This window comes from Curtobacterium flaccumfaciens (assembly GCF_013359815.1).
GTDB classification, from domain to species: Bacteria; Actinomycetota; Actinomycetes; order Actinomycetales; family Microbacteriaceae; genus Curtobacterium; species Curtobacterium flaccumfaciens.
Genome location: NZ_JABMCF010000036.1, coordinates 1 through 26695, shown reverse-complemented (window position 1 = coordinate 26695; position 26695 = coordinate 1). Strand labels below are relative to the sequence as shown.

24 protein-coding genes, 1 tRNA gene and 1 pseudogene are annotated in these 26695 nt (G+C 71.4%); 17 read left to right on the top strand and 9 right to left on the bottom strand.

Annotated features, from left to right (window positions below; genetic code table 11):
- The first annotated feature begins 5 nt into the window (after positions 1-5).
- The 5 genes from mtrB to secA all read left to right on the top strand — a co-directional run bounded on the left by mtrB (position 6) and on the right by secA (position 8028).
- Entirely contained in the window at positions 6-1760 is a 1755-nt protein-coding gene (gene mtrB / locus HP445_RS08280) for an MtrAB system histidine kinase MtrB (RefSeq protein ID WP_241660414.1), read from the top strand.
- Positions 1760-3442 (top strand): LpqB family beta-propeller domain-containing protein, encoded by a 1683-nt coding sequence (locus HP445_RS08275; RefSeq protein WP_128780667.1) that lies wholly within the window; start codon positions 1760-1762, stop codon positions 3440-3442. The genes mtrB and HP445_RS08275 overlap by 1 nt, the downstream gene beginning before the upstream one ends.
- A 97-nt stretch (positions 3443-3539) precedes the next feature.
- A complete protein-coding gene (locus HP445_RS08270; protein WP_128780668.1) occupies positions 3540-4202 on the top strand; it encodes a ComF family protein in 663 nt (220 codons plus the stop codon).
- Positions 4203-4360: 158 nt separating this feature from the next.
- Positions 4361-5077 carry a ribosome hibernation-promoting factor, HPF/YfiA family gene (hpf, locus tag HP445_RS08265; RefSeq protein ID WP_128780669.1) on the top strand — a complete coding sequence of 239 codons (717 nt, stop codon included), beginning with the start codon at positions 4361-4363 and terminating at the stop codon, positions 5075-5077.
- 170 nt (positions 5078-5247) lie between these two features.
- Positions 5248-8028 carry a preprotein translocase subunit SecA gene (gene secA / locus HP445_RS08260; RefSeq protein ID WP_111024364.1) on the top strand — a complete coding sequence of 927 codons (2781 nt, stop codon included), beginning with the start codon at positions 5248-5250 and terminating at the stop codon, positions 8026-8028.
- A gap of 143 nt (positions 8029-8171) precedes the next feature.
- On the opposite strand, the gene HP445_RS08255 is transcribed toward secA, so the two are convergent.
- Positions 8172-8612 carry an Rv3235 family protein gene (locus HP445_RS08255; RefSeq protein WP_128780670.1) on the bottom strand — a complete coding sequence of 147 codons (441 nt, stop codon included), beginning with the start codon at positions 8610-8612 and terminating at the stop codon, positions 8172-8174.
- A 118-nt stretch (positions 8613-8730) separates the two neighbouring features.
- On the opposite strand from HP445_RS08255, the gene HP445_RS08250 reads away from it, so the two are divergent.
- A complete protein-coding gene (locus HP445_RS08250; protein WP_110865382.1) occupies positions 8731-10233 on the top strand; it encodes a sensor histidine kinase in 1503 nt (500 codons plus the stop codon).
- A 158-nt stretch (positions 10234-10391) separates the two neighbouring features.
- Here the strand turns inward: HP445_RS08250 and HP445_RS08245 are convergent, their stop codons facing one another.
- Positions 10392-10640 carry a WhiB family transcriptional regulator gene (locus tag HP445_RS08245; RefSeq protein WP_017888820.1) on the bottom strand — a complete coding sequence of 83 codons (249 nt, stop codon included), beginning with the start codon at positions 10638-10640 and terminating at the stop codon, positions 10392-10394.
- Between the two features lie 261 nt (positions 10641-10901).
- Here HP445_RS08245 and HP445_RS08240 point away from each other — a divergent pair, with 261 nt between their 5' ends.
- Positions 10902-11333 (top strand): hypothetical protein, encoded by a 432-nt coding sequence (locus HP445_RS08240; protein ID WP_128780671.1) that lies wholly within the window; start codon positions 10902-10904, stop codon positions 11331-11333.
- A 79-nt stretch (positions 11334-11412) separates the two neighbouring features.
- On the opposite strand, the gene bcp is transcribed toward HP445_RS08240, so the two are convergent.
- Positions 11413-11883 carry a thioredoxin-dependent thiol peroxidase gene (gene bcp / locus HP445_RS08235; RefSeq protein ID WP_111029495.1) on the bottom strand — a complete coding sequence of 157 codons (471 nt, stop codon included), beginning with the start codon at positions 11881-11883 and terminating at the stop codon, positions 11413-11415.
- A gap of 95 nt (positions 11884-11978) precedes the next feature.
- On the opposite strand from bcp, the gene HP445_RS08230 reads away from it, so the two are divergent.
- A tRNA-Lys gene (locus tag HP445_RS08230) sits at positions 11979-12051 on the top strand.
- Positions 12052-12156: 105 nt separating this feature from the next.
- Here HP445_RS08230 and HP445_RS08225 read toward each other — a convergent pair.
- Positions 12157-12807 (bottom strand): YigZ family protein, encoded by a 651-nt coding sequence (locus tag HP445_RS08225; RefSeq protein ID WP_217499814.1) that lies wholly within the window; start codon positions 12805-12807, stop codon positions 12157-12159.
- 101 nt (positions 12808-12908) lie between these two features.
- On the opposite strand from HP445_RS08225, the gene HP445_RS08220 reads away from it, so the two are divergent.
- The 7 genes from HP445_RS08220 (at position 12909) to HP445_RS08190 (ending at position 18051) form a co-directional block, all read left to right on the top strand.
- Positions 12909-13349 carry a hypothetical protein gene (locus HP445_RS08220; RefSeq protein WP_051596928.1) on the top strand — a complete coding sequence of 147 codons (441 nt, stop codon included), beginning with the start codon at positions 12909-12911 and terminating at the stop codon, positions 13347-13349.
- Positions 13346-13807 (top strand): ImmA/IrrE family metallo-endopeptidase, encoded by a 462-nt coding sequence (locus HP445_RS08215; RefSeq protein WP_111024367.1) that lies wholly within the window; start codon positions 13346-13348, stop codon positions 13805-13807. The genes HP445_RS08220 and HP445_RS08215 overlap by 4 nt, the downstream gene beginning before the upstream one ends.
- The gene (locus tag HP445_RS08210) at positions 13804-14730 is read left to right on the top strand and encodes a hypothetical protein (RefSeq protein WP_128780672.1); all 927 of its coding nucleotides are present in this window, start codon (positions 13804-13806) and stop codon (positions 14728-14730) included. The genes HP445_RS08215 and HP445_RS08210 overlap by 4 nt, the downstream gene beginning before the upstream one ends.
- 162 nt (positions 14731-14892) lie before the next feature.
- Positions 14893-15105 (top strand): SCO4848 family membrane protein, encoded by a 213-nt coding sequence (locus tag HP445_RS08205; protein WP_027466517.1) that lies wholly within the window; start codon positions 14893-14895, stop codon positions 15103-15105.
- A 157-nt stretch (positions 15106-15262) separates the two neighbouring features.
- Positions 15263-15940 (top strand): response regulator transcription factor, encoded by a 678-nt coding sequence (locus tag HP445_RS08200; RefSeq protein WP_128780673.1) that lies wholly within the window; start codon positions 15263-15265, stop codon positions 15938-15940.
- Complete coding sequence (locus HP445_RS08195; RefSeq protein WP_128780674.1) at positions 15933-17330, top strand: sensor histidine kinase; 1398 nt, start codon at positions 15933-15935, stop codon at positions 17328-17330. Before HP445_RS08200 ends, HP445_RS08195 begins: the two co-directional genes overlap by 8 nt.
- A gap of 49 nt (positions 17331-17379) precedes the next feature.
- On the top strand, positions 17380-18051 hold the full coding sequence (locus tag HP445_RS08190) for a PepSY domain-containing protein (protein ID WP_128780675.1): 672 nt from the start codon (positions 17380-17382) through the stop codon (positions 18049-18051).
- 67 nt (positions 18052-18118) lie between these two features.
- Here HP445_RS08190 and HP445_RS08185 read toward each other — a convergent pair whose 3' ends face one another.
- Together HP445_RS08185 and HP445_RS08180 are read right to left on the bottom strand one after the other, a co-directional pair.
- On the bottom strand, positions 18119-18418 hold the full coding sequence (locus HP445_RS08185; protein WP_128780676.1) for a hypothetical protein: 300 nt from the start codon (positions 18416-18418) through the stop codon (positions 18119-18121).
- Positions 18419-18494: 76 nt separating this feature from the next.
- Positions 18495-20027, bottom strand: coding sequence for an amino acid permease (locus HP445_RS08180; RefSeq protein WP_111031878.1), 1533 nt, complete (start codon positions 20025-20027; stop codon positions 18495-18497).
- Positions 20028-20165: 138 nt separating this feature from the next.
- Here HP445_RS08180 and HP445_RS08175 point away from each other — a divergent pair, with 138 nt between their 5' ends.
- Positions 20166-21329 carry a mechanosensitive ion channel family protein gene (locus tag HP445_RS08175; RefSeq protein WP_111095550.1) on the top strand — a complete coding sequence of 388 codons (1164 nt, stop codon included), beginning with the start codon at positions 20166-20168 and terminating at the stop codon, positions 21327-21329.
- A gap of 123 nt (positions 21330-21452) precedes the next feature.
- Here the strand turns inward: HP445_RS08175 and HP445_RS08170 are convergent, their stop codons facing one another.
- Positions 21453-21641, bottom strand: coding sequence for a hypothetical protein (locus tag HP445_RS08170; RefSeq protein WP_027466522.1), 189 nt, complete (start codon positions 21639-21641; stop codon positions 21453-21455).
- Positions 21642-21734: 93 nt separating this feature from the next.
- On the opposite strand from HP445_RS08170, the gene HP445_RS08165 reads away from it, so the two are divergent.
- Complete coding sequence (locus HP445_RS08165; RefSeq protein WP_128780677.1) at positions 21735-22886, top strand: SLC13 family permease; 1152 nt, start codon at positions 21735-21737, stop codon at positions 22884-22886.
- 57 nt (positions 22887-22943) lie between these two features.
- On the opposite strand, the gene HP445_RS08160 is transcribed toward HP445_RS08165, so the two are convergent.
- Together HP445_RS08160 and HP445_RS08155 are read right to left on the bottom strand one after the other, a co-directional pair.
- The gene (locus tag HP445_RS08160) at positions 22944-23915 is read right to left on the bottom strand and encodes a magnesium transporter CorA family protein (protein ID WP_111089174.1); all 972 of its coding nucleotides are present in this window, start codon (positions 23913-23915) and stop codon (positions 22944-22946) included.
- 83 nt (positions 23916-23998) lie between these two features.
- A pseudogene (locus HP445_RS08155) lies at positions 23999-26695 on the bottom strand (hypothetical protein); the annotation flags it as partial.

The window sequence follows — 26695 nt, the reverse complement described above, 5'->3', positions numbered from 1 at the left end:
GCACCGTGCCGCCCTCGACGCGCCCGCCGGGCTCGGCACGCTCCGGCCGGGTCGGCGGCGCCGGCCGGGCCACCGGCGCCGGTGCCGGTGGGTCCGACAGCACCACCGTCTCGATCGGCGTCGTCGACCGCAGCCGTCGCCGGATGCGGCGCTGGCTCCGACGCGCCTGGCGTCCGATCGCCTACCTGTGGCGGCGCTCGCTCATGTTCCGCTCGGTCGCCATCACCGTGATGACGACCGGGCTCGCGGTGGGGATCATCGGCACCGCGGTCATGGTGAGCATCTCGACGAACGTCTACTCGCAGCGCCGCGACCAGATCGAGTCCGAGTCCGCACGGGCCACCATCGTCGCCCAGGGGATCTTCGACGCGGCGACGGCGGCCGAGGACAACAACCAGTCCGAGCTCGAGACCCTGCAGAACGAGGCGCAGCAGGCGATCCTGTCGAACACGACGAGTCCGGGCGGCACGAGCATCGCCATCGAGCGGAGCCCGGACCAGTCCACCCCGCAGACGCTGCAGACCATCGCCAGCCAGGACTTCCCGGACGCGGTGATCACCGACGCCCTGCGCAAGGAGGTCGCGCAGAACACCGGTCGGCTCAGCCTGCAGCCCGTCGAACTCGACGACGACGGGCGCCGGGTGCCGGGCCTCGCCGTCGGCTCCACGCTGCAGATCCCGAGCGCCGGCCAGTACGAGCTGTACCTGGTCTACGACCTCTCCGACGCGCAGCAGACCCTGGACTTCGTCTCCCAGACACTCTCGATCGGCGGTGTGGCGCTCATGGTGCTCATCGCCCTGGTCACCTCGCTCGTCGTCCGGCTCGTCGTCGTGCCGATCCGCGGTGCCGCCGAGACGAGCCGGAAGATCGCCGCGGGTCGCCTCGACGAGCGCATCCCGGTGCGCGGCCAGGACGACCTGGCGACCCTGGCACGGAGCTTCAACGGGATGGCCGAGGCGGTCAGCCGCCAGATCACCCAGCTCGCCGAGCTCTCCCGCGTGCAGCAGCGGTTCGTCTCCGACGTGTCGCACGAGCTCCGGACCCCGCTCACCACGATCCGGCTCGCCGGCGACATGCTCTACGACTCCCGGCACGCGTTCGAACCGTCGGTCGGCCGGTCCGCCGAGCTCCTGCACGCCCAGGTGGAGCGCTTCGAGATGCTCCTCGCCGACCTGCTCGAGATCTCCCGGTACGACGCCCAGGCCGTGCAGCTCGACACCGCACCCGTCGTGCCGGCCTCCCTCGCCGCGGACATCGTCGAGGAGTTCCGCCCGCTGGCCGAACGCGCCGGCATCGACCTGCAGCTCGCGACCCCCGGCGGCCACACCACGATGCGGCTCGACGCCAAGCGGGTCCGACGGATCCTGCGCAACCTCGTCGGCAACGCCATCGAGCACGGCGACGCGAAGCCCGTGCAGGTCGTCGTCGACAGCGACGCACGCACCGTCGCCATCGCCGTCCGCGACCAGGGCGTCGGCATGCCGCCGGAGGACGCCGCACGGGTGTTCGACCGCTTCTGGCGGGCCGACCCGAGCCGCAAGCGCACCATCGGCGGCACCGGCCTCGGCCTCGCGATCAGCCTCGGCGACGCGAAGCTCCACGGCGGGCGCATCGACGTGTGGTCCCGACCGGGCGCGGGATCGACGTTCGTGCTCACCCTGCCCCGCAACGAGCAGGGCACCACCGCCACCTCGGCCATCCCGCTGCCCGAGCTCGACGAGTCGTACGACGGCCCCCGCGCCGTGCGAGAGGAGTCCTGATGCGCCACCGGATCCGCCACGTCCTCGCCGTCGCGCTCGCCGCGGTCAGCCTGCTCGCGGTCACCGCCTGCGCGGCCATCCCGACCGACGGTGCCGTGCGCACCGGGCAGACGATCAAGGACGAGTCGCTCTCGGGCGTCGACTTCCGGCCGGACAAGCCGATCACCGGGTCCGACCAGACGGCGATCCTCCGTGGGTTCATCGCCGCCGCCACCGGCGCCCAGGACAACTACGCGATCGCCCGGCAGTTCCTGGCCGCCGACTTCGCCCAGCGGTGGAACCCCCGGCAGGGCGTCACGATCCGGGACGGCAGCGGCACCGTCGAGCGCGCCGACGACCGCGAGCTCACCTACACGATGACGGCCAGTGCCACGGTCGACTCCGACGGGGAGTACACCCAGGCGGTCCGCCCGACCTCGTCGACGCTGACGTTCCAGTTCGTCCGCGAAGACGGCGAGTGGCGCATCGCCTACGCCCCGGACGGCATCATCCTGTCGCCGGTCAGCTTCGAGTCGGTGTTCCAGGCGCACGCCCTGTACTTCTACGACCCGACCTACCGCTTCCTGGTGCCCGACCAGCGCTGGTTCCTCGCTCGGTCCTCCACCAGCACCCGCATCGCCAGCGCCCTGCTCGCCGGCCCCGCCGACTGGTTGAAGGGCGCCGTCGTCTCGTCGTTCCCGGAGGGCACACAGCTGTCCCTCAACGCGGTGACGATCGACAGCGGCACCGCCCTGGTCGACCTGTCGAGCGACGCCCTGCGTGCGAGCACGGTCGACAAGGTCCGGATGCGCGAACAGCTCAGCAAGTCCCTCGCCTCGGTCGCCACCATCTCGTCGGTGTCGATGACGATCGAGGGCGCGACGCTGTCGGTGCCGGACTCCGGGGGAGCGGACGCCCAGCAGAACCCCGACGTCGACCCCCGACCCCTGGTCGACGAGGACGGCGTCGTCGGCTACGCCGCCTCGGGCACCGGCAAGGTCGCCGAACTCGGCAGCGGCGTCGGGGCCGCGATCGCCGGCCTCGACCCGACCTCGATCGCCCTGTCGGCGTCCGGCACCACCGCCGCCGTCGGCAACCGGGACGGCGTCGTCGTCGTGCGTGGTAAGGACCGCCTGCGCGTCGACGCCCGCGAGGGCCTCGTCGCCCCCGCCGTCGACGACCTCGGCTTCGTCTGGGTGGGGCAGCAGTCCGACACCCGTCACATCACCGCGTACGGCCTCGGCGGCGACCCCCACCAGGTGCGCACCACCCTGCCGCGCGGCGACCTCGTGTCGTTCCAGGTGTCCCGCGACTCCACCAGGGCCCTCGCGCTCATCGAGACCGCGGACGGCCCCGGCCTGTACGTGATGGCGATCATCCGCGGTTCCGACCGGTCACCGACCTCGTTCGGTGCCCCGGTCCGGGTGCAGGCCGCCAGCGGCACCGCGGTCGACGCCACGTGGGTGAACGACACCGACGTCGCCTCGGTCGGGCAGACGCCGACCGGTCCGAACATCGTCCGCACCACCATCGGCGGCAAGTCGAGCACCCTGCCGAAGCCCGACGGGCGCGCCACCGCGATCAGCGGCGGCAGCGGCGGCGCGCTGCTGCTCCGGATGTCGAGCGGCGACGTCCTGCAGTCCACCGGGGGCGGCTGGGACTCGACGGGCGTCACCGCCGACGTGCTCGGCGTCCAGCGCTGACGCCACTGTCCTCCACACCCCAGCCGGCCTGGAGGCCCGTCCACCGTCCGGCACACCGGCCCACCGCCGTCGTCCGGTCACCACCACAGTCGTGGGCATGCCCCCTGACGACGCCCCCACCCCGTGGCGTGACGCCCTGCTCGCCGTGCTCGGGATCTTCCTGCCCGTCGCCTGCCTGGGTTGCGGCCGCCCGGACCGCGCGCTCTGCCCACCGTGCCGCGCGGCGCTCGACGCACGGCCCCGGCGGGTCCGGCTGGTCGCCGGCGTCCGGCTCGACGCGGCCTTCGAGTACGAGGGGCTGGTCCGCACCCTGGTGCTCGAACTCAAGCTCCGGGGCCGGGTCGACGTCGCCCCTCCGCTCGGCGTCCGCTTCGGTGCCCTCGTCCGCGCGGCGCTCGCCGCGGCCCCGGACGGCACCGTGGTGCTCCGGGTGCCGCCGTCCCGCGCGGGTGCCCGACGCCGTGGGTTCGACCCGGTGGTGCTGCTGCTCGCCCGCGGCGGTGTCCGGTACGCGGGGTGCCTCGGTCGGACCCCTGCCGGACGACGGCGATCCGGACCGGGGCAGAAGGAGCGGTCGGCGGTGGAACGCGTCGCCGCGACCGTCGGGACCCTGCGGGCGACCGGTGTCGACGGCCGCGACGTCGTGCTCGTCGACGACGTCGTGACGACGGGCGTCACGATGGCCGAGGGCGTGCGCGCGGTGCGGGCGGCGGGCGGCCGGGTGGTGCGCTGCGTCGCTGTGGCGAGCGTCGACGACTGATGATCGGTGAACACCCGGTGGCCGCTGTGTGTCCGGTGAGTGTCCGACGGACTCGCCGCCTCCCCGTGACGCCGAGGGTGCGCCGGGTCTAGCCTCGCGACAAGGCGTTCGGGTCGCCGGACGGAGGCGACGCGCCGACACTGGATGGGAGCCGCCACATGGACGTGACGATCACGGGCCGGAACGTCGGGGTCACCGACCGTTTCCGCACCTACGTCGAACAGAAGTCCGAGAAGATCGACGTGCTCGCCGACCGCGCCCTCGCCTTCGAGGTGCGCATCAGCCGCCACCACGAGAAGTCGAGCGGCAGCCAGGGCGAGGACCGCGTGGAGCTCACGCTGATCGGACCGGGGCCGCTCGTACGGGCCGAGTCCGCGGCGTCGGACAAGTACGCCGCCTTCGACCTCGCCTTCGCGCGGATCATGGAACGCCTCCGTCGGGCGCGTGACCGCCGCAAGGTGCACCACGGCCGGCACCGACCCACCTCGGTCGCCGAGGCCGCCGGCAGCGGGTTCGACGGCATGGGCGTCGTCCCGGCCGACGGCAAGCTCATCGAGGACGTCGCGACCGGTGCCGTCCCGGTCGTCGACCAAGAGGCCGCCGAGGACGAGAACGAGGTCTACAGCCCGGTCGTCATCCGGCACAAGGTCTTCGAGGCCGCCCCGATGACGGTCGACGACGCCCTGTACTACATGGAACTCGTCGGGCACGACTTCTACCTGTTCCTCGACGCCGAGACCCGCCGTCCGAGTGTCGTGTACCGACGCAAGGGCTGGGACTACGGCGTGATCGGCATCGACGAGGTGCCCGCAGGCCAGGCGCCGGCCGCGGTCGACACCGACGCCGAAGCGGAGCGCGCAGCCGCGATCGCCTGATCCGACTCGGGACCTCCGGTCCCGCACCGTGTGCGCGGTCCGTTCGCGGGCCGCGCACACCCGTGTCCGCGACAGCCGCGCCGCTCACAGCGCCGTGCGTTCGCGGGTTGCTAGCATGACTGGTCGATCGGGCGTGCAGGTCGCGCGCGACGACCTCGTAAGGAGTTCACGTGGCAAACGTGCTGGAGAAGGTCCTCCGCATCGGCGAAGGACGAACCCTCCGCCGGCTGAAGGCGTACGCCTCGGCAATCAACGACCTCGAGGACGACTTCTCGAGCCTCACCGACGAGGAACTCCACGACGAGACCAAGGAGCTGCGCGAGCGGTACGCCAACGGCGAGACCCTCGACGACCTCCTGCCCGAGGCGTTCGCCGCCGTGCGTGAAGCCGCGAAGCGGACCCTGGGCATGCGGCACTTCGACGTGCAGCTCATGGGTGGCGCGGCACTGCACCTCGGCAACATCGCCGAGATGAAGACCGGTGAGGGCAAGACCCTCGTCGCGACGACCGCCGCGTACCTCAACGCGATCCCGTCGCGCGGCGTGCACGTCATCACGGTCAACGACTACCTGGCGTCGTACCAGTCCGAGATCATGGGCCGCGTCTTCCGCGCGCTGGGCATGACCACCGGCTGCATCATCGCGAACCAGACCCCGGCCGAGCGCCGCGAGCAGTACGCCGCCGACATCACGTACGGCACGAACAACGAGTTCGGCTTCGACTACCTGCGCGACAACATGGCGTGGCAGGCCTCCGACATGGTGCAGCGCGGCCACTTCTTCGCCGTCGTGGACGAGGTCGACTCGATCCTCATCGACGAGGCCCGCACGCCGCTCATCATCTCCGGTCCGTCCTCGGGCGAGGCCAACCGCTGGTTCACCGAGTTCGCCTCGATCGCCAAGCGCCTCACCCCGGGCGAGGACTACGAGGTCGACGAGAAGAAGCGCACCGTCGGTGTCCTCGAGCCCGGCATCGAGAAGGTCGAGGACTACCTCGGCATCGAGAACCTGTACGAGTCGGCGAACACCCCGCTCATCTCGTTCCTCAACAACTCCATCAAGGCCGTCGCCCTGTTCAAGAAGGACAAGGACTACGTCGTGATGAACGGCGAGGTGCTCATCGTCGACGAGCACACCGGCCGCATCCTGATGGGCCGCCGCTACAACGAGGGCATCCACCAGGCGATCGAGGCGAAGGAAGGTGTGGAGGTCAAGGCCGAGAACCAGACCCTCGCCACCGTCACGCTGCAGAACTACTTCCGCCTCTACCAGAAGCTCTCCGGCATGACCGGTACCGCCGAGACCGAGGCGGCCGAGTTCATGTCGACCTACAAGCTCGGCGTCGTCCCCATCCCGACGAACAAGCCGATGCAGCGCATCGACCAGACCGACCTCGTCTACAAGAACGAGAAGGCGAAGTTCGAGCAGGTCGCCGAGGACATCGCGGAGCGCCACGAGAAGGGCCAGCCCGTCCTCGTCGGCACCACGAGCGTCGAGAAGTCCGAGTACCTGTCGAAGCTCCTCGCCAAGCAGGGCGTCAAGCACGAGGTCCTCAACGCGAAGAACCACGCCCGTGAAGCCGCGATCGTCGCTCAGGCCGGTCGCTTCGGCGCCGTGACCGTCGCGACGAACATGGCCGGTCGTGGTACCGACATCATGCTCGGCGGCAACGCGGAGTTCCTCGCCGTGCAGGAGATGCACGCCAAGGGCCTGTCGCCGACCGAGACCCCCGACGAGTACGAGGCCGAGTGGGACGACGTGTTCGCCCGCGTCAAGGCCGAGGTCGAGGAAGAGGGCGACAAGGTCCGCGCCGTCGGCGGCCTGTACGTGCTCGGCACCGAGCGCCACGAGTCGCGCCGCATCGACAACCAGCTGCGTGGTCGTTCCGGCCGCCAGGGTGACCCGGGCGAGAGCCGCTTCTACCTGTCGCTGACCGACGACCTGATGCGCCTGTTCAACTCCGGTGCCGCCGAGAGCCTGATGGGCCGCTCGAACGTGCCGGACGACCTGGCGATCGAGAACAAGCTCGTCGGCCGTGCGATCCGGTCCGCCCAGGCGCAGGTCGAGGGCCGCAACGCCGAGATCCGCAAGAACGTCCTGAAGTACGACGACGTCCTGAACCGCCAGCGCGAGGCGATCTACAGCGACCGCCGCCACATCCTCGAGGGCGACGATCTGCACGACCGCGCGCAGTCGTTCCTCAAGGCCGTCATCGACGACGTGATCGACAGCCACACCGGCGAAGGCTCCCCGGACGACTGGGACCTCGACGCCATGTGGACCGAGCTCGGCACGCTCTACCCGATCTCGATCTCCATCGACGAGGTGATCACCGAGGCCGGCTCGAAGGGCAAGGCGTCGCGTGACTTCCTGGCCCGCGAGATCCTCTCCGACGCCAAGCTGGCCTACCAGCAGCGCGAGGAGCTCCTCGGCGACGAGGCGATGCGTGAGCTCGAGCGTCGCGTGGTGCTCTCGGTGATCGACCGCCGCTGGCGCGACCACCTGTACGAGATGGACTACCTGAAGGACGGCATCGGCCTCCGCGCGATGGCGCAGCGCGACCCGCTGGTCGAGTACCAGCGCGAGGGCTACGCCCTGTTCCAGACGATGATGGGGCAGATCCGCGAAGAGTCCGTGGGCTACCTGTTCAACCTCGAGGTCCAGGTGCAGTCCGACGGCGAGAACGCGGTGATCGAGGCCAAGGGTCTCGGCGAGGACGAGGTCTCCGGCCTCGAGTACTCGGCACCGTCGATCGACGGCGAGGTCGAGGTCCGCGACGAGAAGGGTCGCCTCGAGCAGGCCGCGACCGCTCGTGCGCAGCGCGCCCAGGCCGAGGCCGAAGCGGCCGCCGAGCCGGAGCAGGGTTCCGCGTTCGGCAACGCGGCCACCGCCTCCGGTCAGGCCGCGGCGAGCAACCGCGCCGAGCGTCGCCAGGCGGCCAAGAAGAACTAGCGTCCGCGCGCGAGCGCATCGTGAGCAGGAATGGTCGGGTCCCACGTCGGGACCCGACCATTCCTGCTCACCATGCGTGACCGCCGACGGACGGGAGGCCCGGTGCCAGCTGGCACCGGGCCTCCCGTCCGTCGGCCACCCGGCTACAGGACGCCGATCGCGGTCGCCTGCCACCGTCCGTGTCGCTCTTCGAGCCGCATGGCGACCGCTCGCGCATGACTGCGCGTGTGCACGACCACCGTCGCCTCGGCGACGCCCGCCGCGGGGCGGCAGACGAGGACGCTACCGACCCGGAGCACCGGTCGTCCGCGTGCCCGCCGACCGGAGCCCCGGGCGTGCGCGGCCACCGCGGCCCGCTGCTGCAGGTGGCGCTGCACGTCGTCGCTGATCCACCGGGCGATGCTGTCGACCTCCCGCGCGCCGGTGAGCACCTCGGCGACGCAGAGCCCGAGCGCCCGTGCGGTCGTCGCCGGGTCCGGGGGACCGGTCGCCACGGAGGGCTCCGGTGCCGGTTCGACGATCCGCAGCGGCGGCGGGTGCGCCGTCGTCGTCTCGTGATCGATGCGGCGTGCCTGCTCTGCCACCCCTGCCCCTTCCGTCGTTGGAGCGAGCGTATGGGGCGTGCGACATACGAAATACACACCGGTCTGCCCTGTGGAGAGGGCGACGTTCTCCACAAGGCAGCGGACCTAGACTGGCTGGGTGTCGACCCTCAGTGACCTCGTCCTCGCGCAAGGCCGTTCCTCGGAAGCAGACGTGGAGTGGCTCCACCTGCTCGTGGGGGACTGGCAGCTCCTCGCCGACCTGTCCTTCGCCGACATGGTGCTCTGGGTCCCGACCGCCGAGGACGGCTCGTTCGTGGCCGTCGCACACGCCCGGCCGAGCTCCGCGGCGACGCTGTTCTACCGCGACATCGTCGGGCAGGAGATCCGCGAGGAGTGGCGCGGCCAGGTGACCGAGAGCTTCGCCGGGTCACGGGTCGTCGACTCCGCCGAGCCGGACTGGTACGAGGACACCCCGACCCGTGTCCGCGCGATCCCGGTGCTCCGCCGCCTGAGCGCGAAGAGCGCCGAGACGACCGAGCGACCGATCGCCGTCGTCACCCGGCACTCCAACCAGGACGAGATGCGGACCCCGAGCCGCCAGGAGCTCAACTTCACCGCGAGCGCGAACGACCTGTTCGGCATGATCGCCACCGGTGACTTCCCCGACCTCGGCGCACCGGCGGGCCCCCGTCGTGGTGCGCCCCGTGCCAGCGACGGCCTGCTGCGCCTCGACACCGCCGGCATCGTCACGTTCGCGAGCCCGAACGGCCTGAGCGCGTTCAACCGCATGGGCTTCGAGGGGGAACTCGAGCGGAAGTCCCTCGCCGAGGTCACCACCGAGCTCATCGGCGCCCAGCTCGACGTCGACGAGTCCCTGCCGCTCGTCGTCACCGGCCGTGCACCGTGGCGGGCTGACATCGAGTCGAAGGGCGTCACGGTGTCGCTCCGCTCGATCCCGCTCCGCGACCACGGTGAGCGCATCGGTGCCATCGTGCTCTGCCGCGACGTGTCCGAGCTGCGGCACCAGGAGCGTGAGCTCATCACCAAGGACGCCACGATCCGCGAGATCCACCACCGCGTGAAGAACAACCTGCAGACGGTGGCGTCCCTGCTGCGGATCCAGGCGCGTCGCACGCACTCGGACGAGGCGCGGACCTCGCTCCAGAACGCCATGCGCCGTGTCGCGGCCATCGCCGTCGTGCACGACACCCTGTCGAGCGGGCTCAGTCAGACCGTGGACTTCGACGAGGTGTTCGACTCGGTGCTCAAGCTCGTGACCGAGGTCGCCGCGTCGCACAACACCACCGTGCACCCGAAGAAGACCGGCGAGTTCGGCGTGCTGCCGTCGGAGGCCGCGACGCCCCTCGCCCTCGGCCTCACCGAACTCGTGACGAACGCCGTCGAGCACGGGCTGGACGGCCGTGACGGCGAGGTCGAGATCGTCGCCCGCCGCTTCGACGACCACCTGGAGATCGAGGTCCGCGACAACGGCGTGGGGCTCCCCGAGGGCAAGGTCGGCTCGGGCCTCGGCACCCAGATCGTCCGAACGCTCATCCAGGGCGAGCTCGGCGGCACCATCGACTGGCACACCCTGACGGGCAGCGGCACCGAGGTGACGATCACCATCCCGTTCCGCTGGCTGACCGCCCCCGCCGCCTAGTCTCTGCACCGCCGGAACCAGGTTCCGGACACAGCACCACGGAGATCCACGGTGTCGTGTCCGGAACCTGGTTCCTCCGGTCGCTGCCGCACCGCGCGCACGACGACGCCCGCCGCCCCCGAGGGGACGACGGGCGTCGTGGTGTCAGACGACCGGGGTCAGGACGCGCGGCGAGCGCGGGCGGCGCGACGCTTCAGCGCACGACGCTCGTCCTCGCTGAGACCACCCCAGACACCCGAGTCCTGGTTGTTCTCGAGTGCGTACTGCAGGCACATCTCGGTGACCGTGCAACGCGCACAGACCGACTTGGCCTTCTCGATCTGGTCGACGGCGGGCCCGGTGTTCCCGACGGGGAAGAAGAGCTCGGGGTCTGCGGTGAGGCAGGCAGCCTTGTCACGCCAGTCCATGTGTGGTGCTCCTTGATGTCGATGCTCGAACGGCAGGCCGGGGCCGTGGCTCGGGGGATCGGACCGCTGACCATGCATGCGGCATGGAGGGGACAACTGTGGGGAGGAGTCCGCAGGAAGCGTGTCTGACGCCCGCGAGACGCTCGGGGGAGGAGCGATGAACCACGGGAGACGCACACCACATCGTGCCGTCCAAACGACCTCCAATATCGTTCCATACTGGTAGGGCCAAATCAAGGGTTCCGATGCTGGAGGATCACTGTGCACGACGACACCCCGAACGACACCGAACCCTCCGCACCCGTCGCGCGCCGGTCGCCGGCGATGCTGGGGCTGCTCGCCGTGGTCGGCCTCGAGTTCCTCGCGCTGGTGGTCGTCACCGTCGTCCTGGTCGTCGAACTGCTCGTCGCCCCGGCCACGAGCATCGCCTCCGGCATCGCCCTCACCGTCCTCGTCGCCATCGCTGCGCTCTGGCTCGGTGCGCTGCTGAACGGCCTGTGGCAGGGCCGGGCGTGGGTGCGCTCCGGCATCATCGTCTGGCAGGTCCTGCAGGGTGCCATCGCGATCGGGGCGTTCCAGGGCGTCTTCCGCGTCGCCGCGGTCGGCTGGGTGCTGCTCGTCCCGGCCCTGCTCGGCATCACGCTGGTGCTGTCGCGGTCGGTGACCGCCGCGCTCGCGCGTCCGGCCGAGTAGGCGGTCTGGTCCGCCACGCACTGGAGGCCCGGTGCCGGTTCTCGGAACCGGCACCGGGCCTCCAGTGCGTGGCCGGCCCTCAGACCAGGCCGAGCTTCTTCCGCAGGCTCGCCACGTGCCCGGTGGCCTTGACGTTGTAGAGCGGCAGCTGCACGGCGCCGTCCTCGTCGACCACGATCGTGGACCGGATCGTGCCGGTGACGATCTTGCCGTAGTTGTTCTTCTCACCCCAGGCCGCGTAGGCCTTGTGCACGGCGAGGTCGGGGTCGCTCAGCAGCGGGAAGGTCAGCGCCTGCTCGTGCTGGAACGTCTTGAGCTTCGCCTGCTCGTCCTTCGAGACGCCGAGGACCTCGTAGCCGGCGGCCTGCAGCGAGGACATGTTGTCGCGGAAGTCGCAGGCCTCGGTGGTGCAGCCCGGGGTGGACGCCGCCGGGTAGAAGTACACGATGACCTTCTTGCCACGGAGGGCAGCGAGGGAGTGCTCGACGCCGTCCTGGTCGGGCAGCGTGAAGTCGGGGGCGGTGTCGCCGGGGACGAGACGGTCGGTCATGGTGCTCCTGTTCGCGTCGTGCGCCCGCGAGTGGTCGTTGGCGCGCGAAACCCATGCTATTGTTGATTCCCGTTGCGGCACGGAAGCCGGAACATGCACCTCTAGCTCAATTGGCAGAGCAACTGACTCTTAATCAGTGGGTTCTCGGTTCAAGTCCGAGGGGGTGCACCGCGGGACGAACGCCCCGGCTCATCGAGTCGGGGCGTTCGTGCGTTCCCGGCGGGTTTCCACGCCGATGCCGAGACACGCCCGAGGTGTGCAGGAACCGCGAATTCAGTCGGCGCGGACGTCGACGATCCGCTCCTCGCCGATGACGGGTTCGAGCGAACCGGCCGAGGCGGCGGCGAGGTCGGCGGTCAGGGCGCCGAGCGCCTCGTGGGGGACCCACACCTCGAAGGTCGCCGCCTGCCCGTACTCGGTCGGACCGAGCGTCGCGTGGTGGTGCCGCACCCAGTCGCGCAGCACGTTGTCGAGCCGCCCGGCGTCGGCGTGGTCGACGTCGAAGCGCACCTGCGTCAGGGCCTCGCGACGGACGAGGACCGCCGTGTCGAGCGCCTCGGACACCGAGGTCGAGTAGGCCCGGACCAGTCCGCCGGCACCGAGCTTGACCCCGCCGAAGTACCGCGTGACGACCGCGACGACGTCGGTCAGCCCGCGGCGTCGCAGGACCTCGAGCATCGGGACGCCCGCGGTGCCGGAGGGCTCCCCGTCGTCCGAGGAACGGGCCTGGTCGCCGAGCACGCCGGTGACCATCGCCGTGCAGTTGTGCCGGGCGTCCCAGTACCGCCGGCGGACCTCGGCGATCACGCGGTCGGCGTCCTCGACCCCGGTAACCGGCGCGACGGTCGTGATGAACCGCGACTTCGTGATGACGATCTCGTGCTCGACCGGTGCCGCGACGGTGGCGGGGAAGCGGCGGGGCATGCCCACGAGGGTAGCGGCGCGAGTGCCGGGCACCCGCGCTAGCATGGCGTCCACGCGCCGGACCCACAGGTCGCGCGGACACGGCTGGGGAGGAGTCCGAGATGGACACGGGTGATCTGAAGGGCGGGGCGCTCGACGCCGCCGAGCTCGCGCGCCGCCTCAACCTGCTCCTCGACTTCGAGGAGTCGCAGCGTGGCGCCCCGGTGCCGTTCTCCTCGATCGAGGAGTACGTCGCGGCGCACGGCGGCTCGCTGTCGCGGGCGAAGTGGACCTACATGCTCTCCGGCGACGGCCGCCGCAACCGCGACACCGAGCTCCTGCGCCTGCTGGCCGGGTACTTCGAGGTCGACGAACGCTTCCTGCTCGAGGACAGCGAGGTACCGGAACGGATCGGTGCCCAGCTCGCACTCGTCCGGTCCCTGCGGTCCGCCCGGGTGAGCGGCTTCGCGGCCCGGACCTTCCCCGGTGAGCTCTCACCCGACGCGCTGCGGCGCATCGCCGAGGTGCTCGAGGAGGAATCGCAGCGGGGGAGCGTCGCATGACCGACGCCCTCGTCGAGGCGTTCTGGGCTCGTGGTGCCGCCGAGGGGTGGTCGGACGTCGACCAGGCCGTCGCCGCCGCCGCTGACGTCGTCGGCAAGCCGATCGTGGTGCGCGAGGAGTCGTTCCTGGCCGCCGAACCCGTGTGCGGCTTCGTGGCCACCCTCGAGCACGCGCACCTCGTGATGATCTCCCCGACGACCTCGCCGACGTTCCGCTCGTTCGTGATCGGGCACGAGCTCGGACACGTCCTGCACCGGCACCAGGAGCACGCCCCGCAGAGCGCCTACATCCGTGACGTCATCCCCGACCTGCCCGAGTACAAGGTCGAGCGGGCACTCGCCCGTGGGCTGTTCTCGAACACCTACGAGCACGAGGCCGAGGTCTTCGCCGACCGCCTGGCCACCGTGATCCGCCAGCACCGCGGCCGCCCGAGCGCCTTCCGCGGGGTCTTCGGGTGATCATCGCCGTCGTCCAGGCGGTGCTGCTCATCGTCGGGACGATCGTGCTGTTGGTCCTGCAGCGCGGGCAGGACCGCACCCTGGCGTTCACGTTCCTGCTCTTCGCCGCCACCATCGTGACGAACGTCGACCCGCTGTACCGGTGGCTCGACCCGCTGCTCGGCGGGTTCAACGTCGTCACCGTCATCAGCGACTGCCTCATGGTGGCCGGCACGAGCACGCTGCTGTGGGGCGTGGCGAAGGCGGTCGGCGCGGCGCGGCCCTGGCTCCGGAACGCGGTCGTGGTGTCGTTCGTCGTGGTCGTCGTGGTGGTCGTCGTCGCGTTCACCGTGCTCGAGAAGCCCGCGACGACGACGACCTTCATGCTCGACGCCGGCTCGCACCCGGCTGCCACCGTCTACTCGATCGCGCAGACCGTGTACCTCGGAGTGGCCCTCGGCGCCACGGGGTTCATCTGCGTGCTCCGGCTGCGCGAAGCCCGGACGACCACCGACCTGGTGGGGCTGTGGGTCCTGGTCCTCGGCGGGGTGCTCGGGGTCGTCCGCATGGTCGTGGTCGTCGTGATGGACGTCGCCCACGTCGCCGGCGACCTGGACGTCACGCACGCGCTCTCGCTACCCTACGACGTCACCACGCCGGGAGCCGTGCTGTGCGTGGCGTCCGGCATGCTCCTGCTCGTCGTCGGGCACCGGATCTCCCGCCGCCGCCGTGCCCGCCGTGTGGACGATGCGCTCCGCCGCCTGGCGCCGCTGCACGAACGGATCGGCGTGGACAACGCCTACCCGCCGACCGACGACCCCGCGACCCGGCTCAGCCGCCGCATCGTCGAGATCAACGACGGCGTCCGGGGAGCACGGGCGTCCCTGACCGACGCCGAGCGTGCCGCCCTCGCCGACGCCGAGGCCGCGCTCGAGACGGCGTAGTCCCTCGACGCTGCCGAACAGGCCGTGTACAGTCTGTAGCAAGTGCTACAGATCCTGTGGCCTGCCGGGTCGGGACTCGGCCGCGTTGGGGGCGGCCGAGCACCACCCGCCCGGCGTCGACGTACCGGCATCGTCGCCGCGAACGTTCACTAGGATCGTCCCGTGCTCGTCTTCGCCGCAGTCGTCCTGTTCATCGGCGCCGTCTTCAACGTCGTCACCTGGCCGCGCTTCTTCCAGCGCGTCGCGAAGGACTCGCGTGCCCGCGACGCCGCCGGGAAGCCGACGACGTTCTACACGGTGCACCTCGTGCTCCTGCTCATCGCGCTCGCGATCGCCGTCGCGTCCGTGATCGCCGGGATCCTGCTGCTGGTCTGAGCCCGCCGGGTCGGCGCGGCCCTGGTCCGGACCACCGCCGGACGGGAGGCCCGTGGCGGCGCCGCCACGGGCCTCCCGTCCGCCCCGGGCACCGTCGCGAGCCGCGCTGGCGGGCCGCTTCAGCCCTGCTTCAGCGGGGCACGGCAGGATCGACCCCATGCGGGTGCTGGTGGTCGACGACGAGGTCCGGCTCGCCGACGGCGTGCGCCGCGGCCTCGAGGCCGAGGGGTGCGCGGTCGACGTCGCGAACGACGGCGTGGACGGTCTGTGGCACGCGCGTGAGTTCCGCTACGACGCGATCGTGCTCGACCTGATGATGCCCGGCCTGAGCGGCTGGGCCGTGTGCGCGCAGCTCCGCGCCGACGGTGACTGGACCCCCGTGCTCATGCTGACGGCCAAGGACGGCGAGTGGGACCAGGTCGAGGCGCTCGACGCGGGGGCCGACGACTACGTCACCAAGCCGTTCTCGCACCCGGTGCTCGTCGCACGGCTGCGGGCGCTCGTCCGACGGGGTGCCCGTGAGCGCCCCACCGTGCTGACCCTCGGCGACCTGGTGGTCGACCCCGCTGCGCGCACCGTGGCCCGCGGCGAGACCCCCGTCGAACTGACCAGCCGAGAGTTCGCCGTGCTCGAGTACCTCGCACGGCACCCGGGACAGGTCCGGTCGAAGCGCGACGTCATCGAGAACGTCTGGGACGTCGACTTCGAGGGCGACCCGAACATCGTCGAGGTGTACGTCGGGCACCTGCGCCGGAAGCTCGACCGACCGTTCGGGCGCGCCGCGATCGAGACGGTCCGTGGTGCCGGGTACCGCTTGGCGGCGGACGGTGGCTGAGCGGCCGAAGCCCGGTGCGAGCGGAGTCGCACCGGCCCGGCCACGGCGCGCCCGGTCGGTCCGGGCCCGCACCACGCTCGGCGCCGGTGCCGTCGTCCTCGCGGCACTGGTGATCGGTGCTGTCGCGTTCGTCGTCGTGCTGCGGCTCGTGCTGCTCGACGGCGTGCGGACCTCGGCCGAGGCCGGTCTCGAGCAGGTGTCCTCCCGGGTCGAGGCGGACGGTGCGGCCGCGGTGACCGGCTACGAGGACGTCCTGGTCCAGGTGATCGGCGACGGCGGAGTGGTCCTGGCGCACGGCGAGGACGCCGACGGGGACGCCCTCCCGACCGCCGACGAGTCCCGGTGGACCCACGACGGCGAACGCTGGCTGCTCCTGGCGGACGACGTGGACCTGCCCGGCGGCGGCGAGGCGACGCTCGTCTACGGCGCCACGCTCGACCAGGCCGACACCGCGGTCCGCACCGCCGTCGTGCTCCTCGCCGTGGGGGTGCCCGTGCTGGTGCTCCTGCTGGTCGCGGTCACCTGGGCCGTCACCGGGCGCTCGCTGCGGCCGGTGGAACGGATGCGCACCGAGGTCGAGACGATCCGGGCGGCCCGTCCCGACGCCCGGGTGGAGGTCCCGGACACCGGCGACGAGGTCGCCCGGCTCGCGAGCACCATGAACGCCATGCTCGACCGCCTCGAACGGTCCGCCGAGAGCCAGCGGCGCTTCGTGTCCGATGCCTCCCACGAACTCCGGTCGCCGATCGCGTCGATCCGGCAGCACGCCGAGGTCGCCGTCGCGCACCCGGAACGGACCGAGGTGGCGGACCTCGCTGACGTCGTCCGGTCCGAGGCGGTGCGCCTGCAGGACCTGGTGACCGGGCTGCTCGAGCTCTCCCGCCTCGACGAGGGCGGGATCCGCACGCGGCGCCCCGTCGACCTCGACGACCTGGCGCTCGACGCGGTGGCTCGGGCTCGGGCGCGGTCGACGGCCGGTGTCGCGCCGGCGCGGGACGGCGACGCCTCGACGGTGCGGGTGGACGGCTCGGCGATCTCGGCAGCGCGCGTCCTCGGTGACGAGCGCGTGCTGGCGGGGGTGGTCCGGAACCTCGTCGACAACGCCGTCCGGCACGCGAGCACACGCGTCGCCGTGTCGCTCACCGAGCACGACGGGTCCGCGGTGCTCACGGTCGACGACGACGGCACCGGCGTCCCCGAGGACGAGCGCGAGCGCGTCTTCGAGCGGTTCGTCCGTCTCGACGAGGCCCGCAGCCGGGACGCCGGCGGCGCGGGGCTCGGCCTCGCCATCGTCCGCGACGCCGTGCGGGCTCACGGCGGCGAGACGACGGTGGTCGCGTCCCCGCTCGGTGGCGCACGGTTCGTCGTCCGCATCGCACTCGGCGGCTGAACAGGCGGCTTCAGGGCTGCTTCAGCACCCCGACGCGATGCTCGTCCACATGAACTCCCGTACCCAGCACCAGAAGCCCTCCGCCCGCCGCATCGCCGCGTTCGCCGCCCTGCCGATCGTCGCGGCGCTCGCACTCACCGGGTGCGCCAGCGACGACTCCGACGACGACACCGGCTCGGCCGGCTCCGGCTCGGTCGGCTCGTCGGCGACGGACTCGGCCGGCACCGGCACCGGCACCGGCACCGGCACCGGCTCGTCGTCGTCCGGCTCGGCGTCCTCCGGCTCGAACAAGGCCCTGCTCGCCGCCGTCGCCACCGCACGCGGCGAGGTCGGCTCGGGCACCGTCATCTCGGTCGAGCAGGAGCAGGGTGCTTCCGCCTACGAGGTCCTCGTCGTCACGAAGGACGGCACCGAGCACGAGGTGCACACGGACGCCGACGGTTCCGCGGTCGCCGGCACCCCGCAGACCGAGGCCGCCGACGCGGACGACAAGGCCGAGCACGAGCGCTTCGTCGCCGCCGCCGACCTGAGCGTCAAGCAGGCCGTCGACGCCTTCCAGGACCTGCACGCGGGGACCGTGACCGAGCTCGGACTCGACGACCACGTCGGCACGGTCGTCTGGGAGGGCGACGTGCTCGACTCGTCCGGCACGAAGCACAGCGTGCGCATCGACGCCGGCTCGGGGGACGTCGTCACCGACCGCGTCGACACCGACGACTGAGCCGGCCCCCGGGCAACGGGGCCCCGGGCAACGGGGCTGCGGGCCCCGGGCCCCGGCACCGGCGTCCTCAGGACTCCAGCGGCGGGCCGAGCACCTTCCGGATCGCCAGCGCAGCGAGCTGCTCGTCCGGGGTGTCGAGCAGCACCCGGTAGGTGTCCTGCCCGGCGATGAACTCGACGCAGACGGCGTCCTCGTCGCACGGTCCGAGGCGCCACCCCTGCACCGCGTCCATCGGCACCACGGTGCGGGTCTCGCGCTGGTAGTCGGTCTCGGCCTCGAGACGATCCGCGAACACCCGGAGGCGTCCGTAGGCACCTCGCCAGCTGAGCTGCAGGTCGAGGGTGGGAGAAGGAGAGCGGTCCGGCACCCGCTGATGGTAGCGACGGGTGCCGGACCGCTCGTGTTCGGCGCTGGGGCCTTGCGTTCCGGGGACAAGCGGAGCGCTAGCTCCCGTCGCCGTCGCGTCGCACCGAGGCGGCGGGGTCGCGGACGCCGATCGGGTAGGGGCCCGTGACGCCCTCACGCAGGGCGGCGATGCGCAGGATGCGGTCACGCTGCAGGAACCAGCCGACGACGAGCAGCGGGATGATGATGACGAGCGACGCGATCGTGTACGTGCCGACGGGGTAGTCGATCGCCATCAGGACGATGACCGAGGCGAGGAACGCCAGGGTCAGCCAGGCGGTGACCGGCGCCCCGGGGAGCTTGAACGAGGGTTCCTTCGCGAGCCCCTGCTTGGCCCACTGGCGCAGTCGCATCTGGCACAGGATGATCGTGCCCCACGCGGTGATGATGCCGAGGCTGGCGATGTTCAGCGCGATCTCGAACGCCTGCTTCGGGACGAAGTAGTTCAGCACGACGCCCGCGACGGTGAACGCCGCGGTGAGCAGGATGCCGGCGTAGGGGACGCCGCCCTTCGACATCTTCGTGGTCCACTTCGGCGCTGAACCGTTCATGCCCATCGAGTGGAGCGCGCGTCCGGTGGAGTACAGGCCGGCGTTCAGCGACGACAACGCGGCGGTGAGCACGACGAAGTTCATGATGCCGCCGACGATCGCACCGACGTGCGGGTTGCCGAGCGACGAGAAGAACGTCACGAAGGGGCTCTCGCCCTCCTTGTAGGCCGTGTACGGCAGCAGCAGGGAGAGCAGGACGATCGACCCGACGTAGAAGACCGCGATGCGGAAGACGACGGAGTTGATCGCGCGCGGGATGACCTTCTCGGCGTTCTGCGTCTCACCAGATGCCGTGCCGACGAGCTCGATCGCGGCGTAGGCGAAGACGACACCCTGGATCACGATGACCGCGGGGAGCAGCCCGTTCGGGAACAGCCCGCCGTTGTCGCCCCAGATCGAGAAGCCGGTGCGCACGGCCTCGCCACCGGCCTCGACGGGGAACGCGAAGACGAGCCAGATGATCGCGACGACGAGGAACGCCACCAGTGCGGCGACCTTGATCAGGGCGAACCAGAACTCGAGCTCGCCGAACACCTTCACGGCGACCATGTTCGCCGCGAGGACGACGATCAGGGCGATCAGCGCCAGCAGCCACTGCGGCGCCGCGGTGAAGGCCGACCAGTACTGCAGGTAGATCGCGACCGCGGTGGTGTCGACGATCGAGGTCATCGCCCAGTTCAGGAAGTACATCCAGCCGGCGGCGTACGCGAACTTCTCGCCGTAGAACTCGCGGGCGTACGAGATGAACGACCCCGAGGACGGGCGGTGCAGCACCAGCTCGCCCAGGGCCCGCAGGATGAAGAAGGCGAAGATCCCGGCGACCAGGTAGGTCAGCGCGAGCGCGGGGCCCGCGGTGTGCAGGCGTCCACCGGCACCGAGGAAGAGGCCGGTGCCGATCGCGCCGCCGATCGCGATCATCTGCAGTTGCCGGGGCTTCAGACCGTGCTGGTAGCCCTCCTGCTCGTGCGAGAAGTCGTTCGCCGGCGCTCGGTTGCCACCCGTGTCGTTCTGCGCTGTCATGCGAGAGAACCTACATGCGCACCGGACCGGGGCGTCACGCAAAACCCGGTTCGGTCGAACCGCAGCGACTGAACGTCCGCACAGCCGACGGCTGCCCGAACCTGAACGACGACCGTCGTCCGTTGCTTGCATGGAGGGATGGACATCCTCCTCCGACTCCTCGTCGCGATCGGGTTCGCCCTGCTCGTCACCGCCGTCGTCGCCCTCGTCCTGCACCTGGTCCTCCGGGCGATCGCGCGCAGGGAACGCTGGGCCGGCGTGCTCTCGCGACGGACGAAGCACCCCTTCCGCACCGTGCTGCTGGTCGTCCTGCTCTGGATCGCGTTCACGTCGAGCATCCCGCGGAACCCCGACGACTACCCGTGGCGCGACGAGGTCGCGCACGCCTTCCTGATCGTCACGATCGCGACCGGTTGCTGGCTCGCGTGCCAGGTCGCGATCTTCCTCGAGGACCTCGGGCTCCACCGCTTCCGCATCGACGTGCCCGACAACCGGCAGGCGCGTCGCATCCGCACCCAGGTGCTCATCATCCGGCGGCTCACCGTCGCCGTGCTCGTCATCATCGCGGTCGGCGCGATCCTGCTGACCTTCGACGGGGTCGAGGCCGCGGGCGCGAGCGTGCTCGCCAGCGCCGGCCTCATCTCCGTGGTCGCGGGCCTCGCCGCGCAGTCCACGCTCGGCAACGTGTTCGCCGGCATGCAGCTGGCGTTCTCCGGGTCGATCCGCGTCGACGACGTCGTCGTGGTCGAGCAGCAGTGGGGACGGATCGAGGAGATCACCCTGACCTACGTCGTCGTGCACCTGTGGGACGACCGTCGGTTCGTGCTGCCGTCGACGTACTTCACGAGCACGCCGTTCGAGAACTGGACCCGGACCGGCAGCGAACTGCTCGGTGCCGTCGAGTTCGACCTCGACTGGCGGGTGAGCCCGGCGGACATGCGGGCGGAGCTCGACCGGATCCTCGACACCTCGACGATCTGGGACCGCCGGGTCAAGGTGCTCCAGGTCACGGACGCCGTCGGGGGACTGGTCCGGGTCCGCATCCTCGTGACGGCACCCGACGCCGGAGGCCTGTTCGACCTCCGCTGCTACGTCCGCGAGGAGATGGTCGAGTGGATCCAGCGCACCCACCCGGACGCCCTGCCGGTCCAGCGGGTGCAGCTCACCGAGCCGGGTGCGGCGGCACCGCGCCGACGCGGACGCCCGGCAGAGGGGGACTCGCAGCTGTTCGGTGACGACGAGCGCGGCGCGCTCTTCACCGGACCGATCCAGACCTCCGGCATCCCGGAGTCCGAGCGTTGACCCGGTGACGTGACCGCGTGCCGTGCACGGGACGGACGACGGACGGGAGGCCCGGTGCCAGCTGGCACCGGGCCTCCCGTCCGTCAGTCCGGTCGCGTCCGCGACCCCCTGCCGCGTCTCGAGCTACTGGCGCGCCTTGACCGCGCGGTCGTCCTCGACGACCGTGCCGATCGCCACGATCGTCGTGGCGAGCCACGCGACCCAGGTCAGCGCGAGCCGCCAGTCACGCGGTCCCTGGCGGGTGGTCTGCAGCACGCTGTAGCCGCTGATGAGCGAACTCCACACCGCACCGTTGAACATGAACTTGCGCACAGAGGCCTCCTGTCGTCGTGCTGACAACGCTACCGGCCCGTACATTGGAGCGCCGCCGGTCACCCTGCCGCGGTGTCTGCCGGAGGAGTGTTCGTGCGTCAAGCGGTCATCGGAGCGGCCCTGCTCGTGGTCGGCGCGGTCTGCGTCGTGTTCGGGCTGCTGCCCCTCGACGACCTCGCCGTCCTCGCCGACCGGGTCCTGCCGGTCCTCGGGTTCGTGCTCGGGCTGACCGTCGTCGCCGAGCTCGCCGCGGACGCCGGGGTGTTCGACCGCCTCGCCGACGTCGCCGCCCGGGTCGGTGGCGGGCGCACCATCGGCCTCTGGGGCGCGGTCGTGGTGCTCGCCGTGCTCTGCACCGTCTTCCTGTCGATCGACACCACCGCGGTGCTCCTCACCCCCATCGTGATCTCGCTCGCACGGCGCGTGGGACTGCCCCCGATGCCGTTCGCCCTGACCACGGTCTGGCTCGCGAACACGGCCTCGCTGCTGCTGCCGGTGTCGAACCTGACGAACCTGCTCGCCGTCGACCGGATGGGGCTCGGCGGCCCGCTGCCGTTCGCCGGGCTGATGGCCTGGCCCGCGGTCGCCGGGGTGGTCGTGCCGTGCGTCGTCCTGCTCGTGGTGTTCCGCGGCAAGCTGTTCGGCCGCTACTCGCCGGTGTCCGTCCGCACGCCGAAGGACCCGGTGTTCTTCTGGGCGGCCTCCGCGGTGCTCGTCGCGCTCGTCGTCGCCCTGACGGCCGGGGTGACCGTGTGGATCGCCGCGGTCCTGGCCGCCGCGGTGCTCGTCGTGGTCGCGGCGTTCCGGTCCCCGTCCGAACTCCGGGTGTCCCGCGTGCCGTGGTCGACCCTGCTGTTCGCCGCCGGGCTCTTCGTGGTGGTCGAGGCGCTGCACACGACGGGCATCACCGACCCGATCGTGCACGCGCTGCAGGGCGGCACCGGGACCGGCCCGCTGCTGCTGCTCGGCGGAGCGGGCGCGGTCGCCGCGAACGGCATCGACAACCTGCCGGCCTACCTGGTGCTCGAACCGGCCGCCGGGCACGAGGCCGTCCGGTACGCGGCGCTGCTCATCGGCGTCAACGCCGGCTGCCTCATCACACCGTGGGCCTCGCTCGCGACGCTGTTGTGGCACGCACGGCTGTCGGCCGAGGGCGTGCACCTGTCCTGGGGCCGGTACATGGCGCTCGGGTGCGTCGTCGCGCCGCTCACCGTCGTCGCCGGGGTCCTGGCGCTCGCGCTCTGACGCCGGCGGAGCCTGGTGCCGAGGCGGTGCCGGTGCCGGTGCCGGTGCCGTGCGCGGTCAGAGCCAGTCGCGGGTCTTGAAGACGCGGTAGAGCACGAGCGACGACGCGGTGATGATCGCGAGCGAGGCCCAGAGACCACTCCAGGCGCCCTCGCCCGGGAACTTCACGTTCTGCCCGAAGAAGCTCGTCACACCGGTGGGGATCGCGATGATCGCCGCCCAGCTCGTGACCTTCTTCATGACGGTGTTCTGCCGGTTCGACGCCAGGTTCAGCGTCGTGTCGAGCACGCTCGACACGGCGTCACGGAGCTGTTCGACGGAGTCGGCGATCGAAACGAGGTGGTCCTCGACGTCGCGGAAGTACGGCCGGATGCCGTTCGAGATCGTCTCCGCGTCACCGTGCAGCAACGAGGCGACGCTGTCCCGCGTCGGGACGACCAGCCGTCGGAGCACCCCGAGGGTCTTGCGGAGCCGGAACGACCGCCGCTGGATCTGCTGCTCGCGGGGGTCGCCCGGTTCGAACAGGTCGTCCTCGAGCGCATCGATCTGCCGCTCGAGGTCCTCGACGGTGTCGGTGGCCCGGTCGACGACCGCGTCGAGCAGCGCCCAGACGAGCCAGGGCACGCCGTGTTCGGCGATGTCGGAGTTCGCCGTGAGCCGGTGTTCCATCGGGGTGGTGTCGACGTCGGACCCGTGGATGGTGACGAGCGCCCGTTCGGTGACGAAGGCCTTGACCTCGTGCGTGATCAGGTCACCTTCGTCGTCCGTGCCGCCCACGTCGTAGACGACCAGGAACAGGCTGTCCCGGTACCGGTCGAGCTTCGGCCGCTGTCCGTGCTCGACGGCGTCCTCGACGGCGAGCGCGTGGATGCCGAGCTCCTCCTCGATCTGCTCGAGGTCCGCCGACGTCGGGTCGGTGTAGTCGATCCAGACGAAGGTGTCCGGGTCGGCGACGAGGTCGGAGATCCGGTCGACGGGGAAGTCCCGTTCGACCGTGTCGCCCTTGCACCACGCCCGTGTCCTGACCATGCTCGTCAGCCTACTGAGACGGCCGACCCGGGAGATCCGGGTCGGCCGTCGTGGTGCTGCGGAGCCGCTCGGTCGGCTCCTGCTCAGTAGGCGGAGACGAGCTTGCCGTCCTCCACCTTCAGGTACTGGTTCACATCGAACGAGTCCTCGCCGCGCTTCTTGTCACCGAGGTACGAGGTGTAGCCGTACGAGACGCTCCCGTCCTTCGTGCTCGTCACCATCACGGTGCCGGCGCGGGACGCCTCGACCTCCAGCTCGGGCATCGACGTGACGTCGTACTGCACGCCGCCGTCGGCGTCGTAGGGCCCGTACCAGGGGCAGCCGCTCAGGGCCCGGAGTTCGGTCTTCTCGGCGCAGTCGTCGATGAGGTCGGTCACGTACTGCTCGGCGTCCTGCTCGAGTGCCTTGGTCGCCTTCGGCGCGAAGTCGACGTAGCCGGACGTGACCGCGCCCACGGCGACCTTCTCGGTGCCGCCGGTGAAGTACTTCGTCCCGCCGACCGAGACCTGGTAGGTGCCGGGGTAGGCGAGGGACGTGAACTTGCCGTCGCTGATCTTCCCGATCTCCTTGCCGCCGACGGTCACCGGAGCGCCCTCGAGGACGTCGGAGGCCGTCAGGGTGACCTGCTGCGCCAGCGGCTGCGTGACACGCCACTCGTCCTTCACCAGGAACGAGGTGCCCGTGCGCCGCAGCGACACCTGGCCGGAGCGGTTCTTGCCGTCCTGGGTGTAGCTCAGGGTGGCGATGGCGGTGTCACCGGTCCGGGCGACCCGGCCGACGCGGATGTCCGACGGGCGGTCCTTCGCGCTCCCGAGCACCTTCGAGTCGAGCATCGCCGCGTCGTCGGGGATCTCGCTCAGGTCGGCGGCGGTGTCGGCGTCACCGCTGGCGATGGCCTGCACGTAGGACTTCACGGTCGGCGCTGGACCCCAGACGTTGGTGCGGAGGACACTCGTCGTGACCGCACCGGCGATGACGACGACGATCACGGCGCCACCGGCGATGAGCGAACGGACCAGGATCTTCTTGGCCCGCGGGGACATCGGTGCCGGAGCCGGGGCACCACCGCCGATGAACGGCTGCGACCCGTAGGCCGGTTCTGCGCCGTACGGGGGCTGCGTGCCGTAGGGCGGCTGCGACCCGGCAGCCGGCTGCGCGCCGGAGATCGACTGCACGCCGTACGCGGGCTCCTGGGTAGGCCCGGCCGGCGGGTACGGCACGTGCTGGTCAGCGGCCGGGGGAGTGTTCCACGCGGCGGCAGCCGGTGCGTCGGCGGCACCAGGCGCGCCGGGCGCAACGGGAGCGCCGGGCGCACCGGGCGCGGCCGGGTCGACGGTCGCGGTGGGCGCGACGGGAGCACCCTGGTCGGCAGCGGGCCCGGCCGGGAACGCCGGCGGCACGACTGGGCGGGGGTCCGCTCCGACCAGGCGGGACGTCCGGAGCACCACGGCTCCGCCGAGGCGGGGCAGGAGCACCGGGGCGAGGTACCGGGCGACGACCTCGATCGCGCCGCCCCACAAGGCGAAGACGATCGGCGTCCACGGCGCGATGCCGATCGACCCCGACCCGTCCACGGAGCTCGTGCTGCTCACCTGGTACGAGACGACGCCGGTGCCGAGGACGAAGCAGAGCAGACCGAGTGCGAACCACACCAGCGGCGTGACGACCCAGTCGAGCGTGGTGCGGATCCGGTCGTTGCGGCGGACGGCGAGGGCGAGCCCGGCCGCGACCGAGGTGACGACGACGAACAGCACGACGAGCCAGATCCAGCCACCGGCTCCACCGAACACCGAGGCGGTGTCGCTGGCGGACCCGAAGCCAGACGTCCCCACACCACCGAAGAACCCGAGCGCGGTCAGTCCGATCGCGACGTTGCCGAGCAGGAGCGGCAACGCGGAGCCGTAGGACGGCTGGGCGATCAGGGCGACGACGATGACGACGAGGGCGACCAGCACCACGAGGACCGTGAGCTGCGACGCCGCGACCCGGAGCGTGCCGAGCAGACGGGCGGCGAAGACGTTGCGCCCGGCGAGGACGGAGGGCCGGGCGAGGAGTGCCGCCAGGGCCCCGATGACGAACGCGCCGATGATGCTGCCGGCGCCGACGGCGTGCACCGGCTCGATGACCGCACCGGACACCGACGGGAACCGGATCGCGAAGAGGCCGGCGGCGACGTTCGTGAGCACGGTGGTGACGAGGCCGGAGACCACCGCGGTGACGAGCACCTGCGTGCGGCCGAGGCCACGCGTGCGGATCCGGCGGGTGAGCACGACGGCCAGGACGACCTGCGCGGCGAGCACCAGCGCGGGCACCACGGCGAGCGAGCCCGAGCCGGAACCGAGGAACCCGATCGACCCGGACAGGTGCAGTCGGCCGAGGTCGGCGAGGGCCACGAGCTGCGCCGGCGCGCCGAGCAGGACGCTCACGCCGGAGAGCAGGGACTCCACGTCGGGGGCCGAGCCCGCGCCGAGGTCGGTGCCGGACCCGGTGGACGGAGCGGCCGACCCGCTGCCGCCCGACGCGAGCAGTCCGACGGTGATGAGCAGCGAGAGCCCGGCGACGACGTACGCCGCGACCCAGCCGCCGACTGCGGCGAGCACGGCCGCGAGCCAGTCGCGGCCGGACACGGACCGCAGGAAGCGACCGAACGCATCGGACGGCTGCGCGGCGGGGGCGGGCTGACCCGACCACTGCTGCGGGCCTCCAGGCTGCTGCTGCCAGGCGGGCTGGCCGTTCCAGGCGGGCTGGCCGGAAGCGGGCTGGCCCGATCCGGGCTGGCC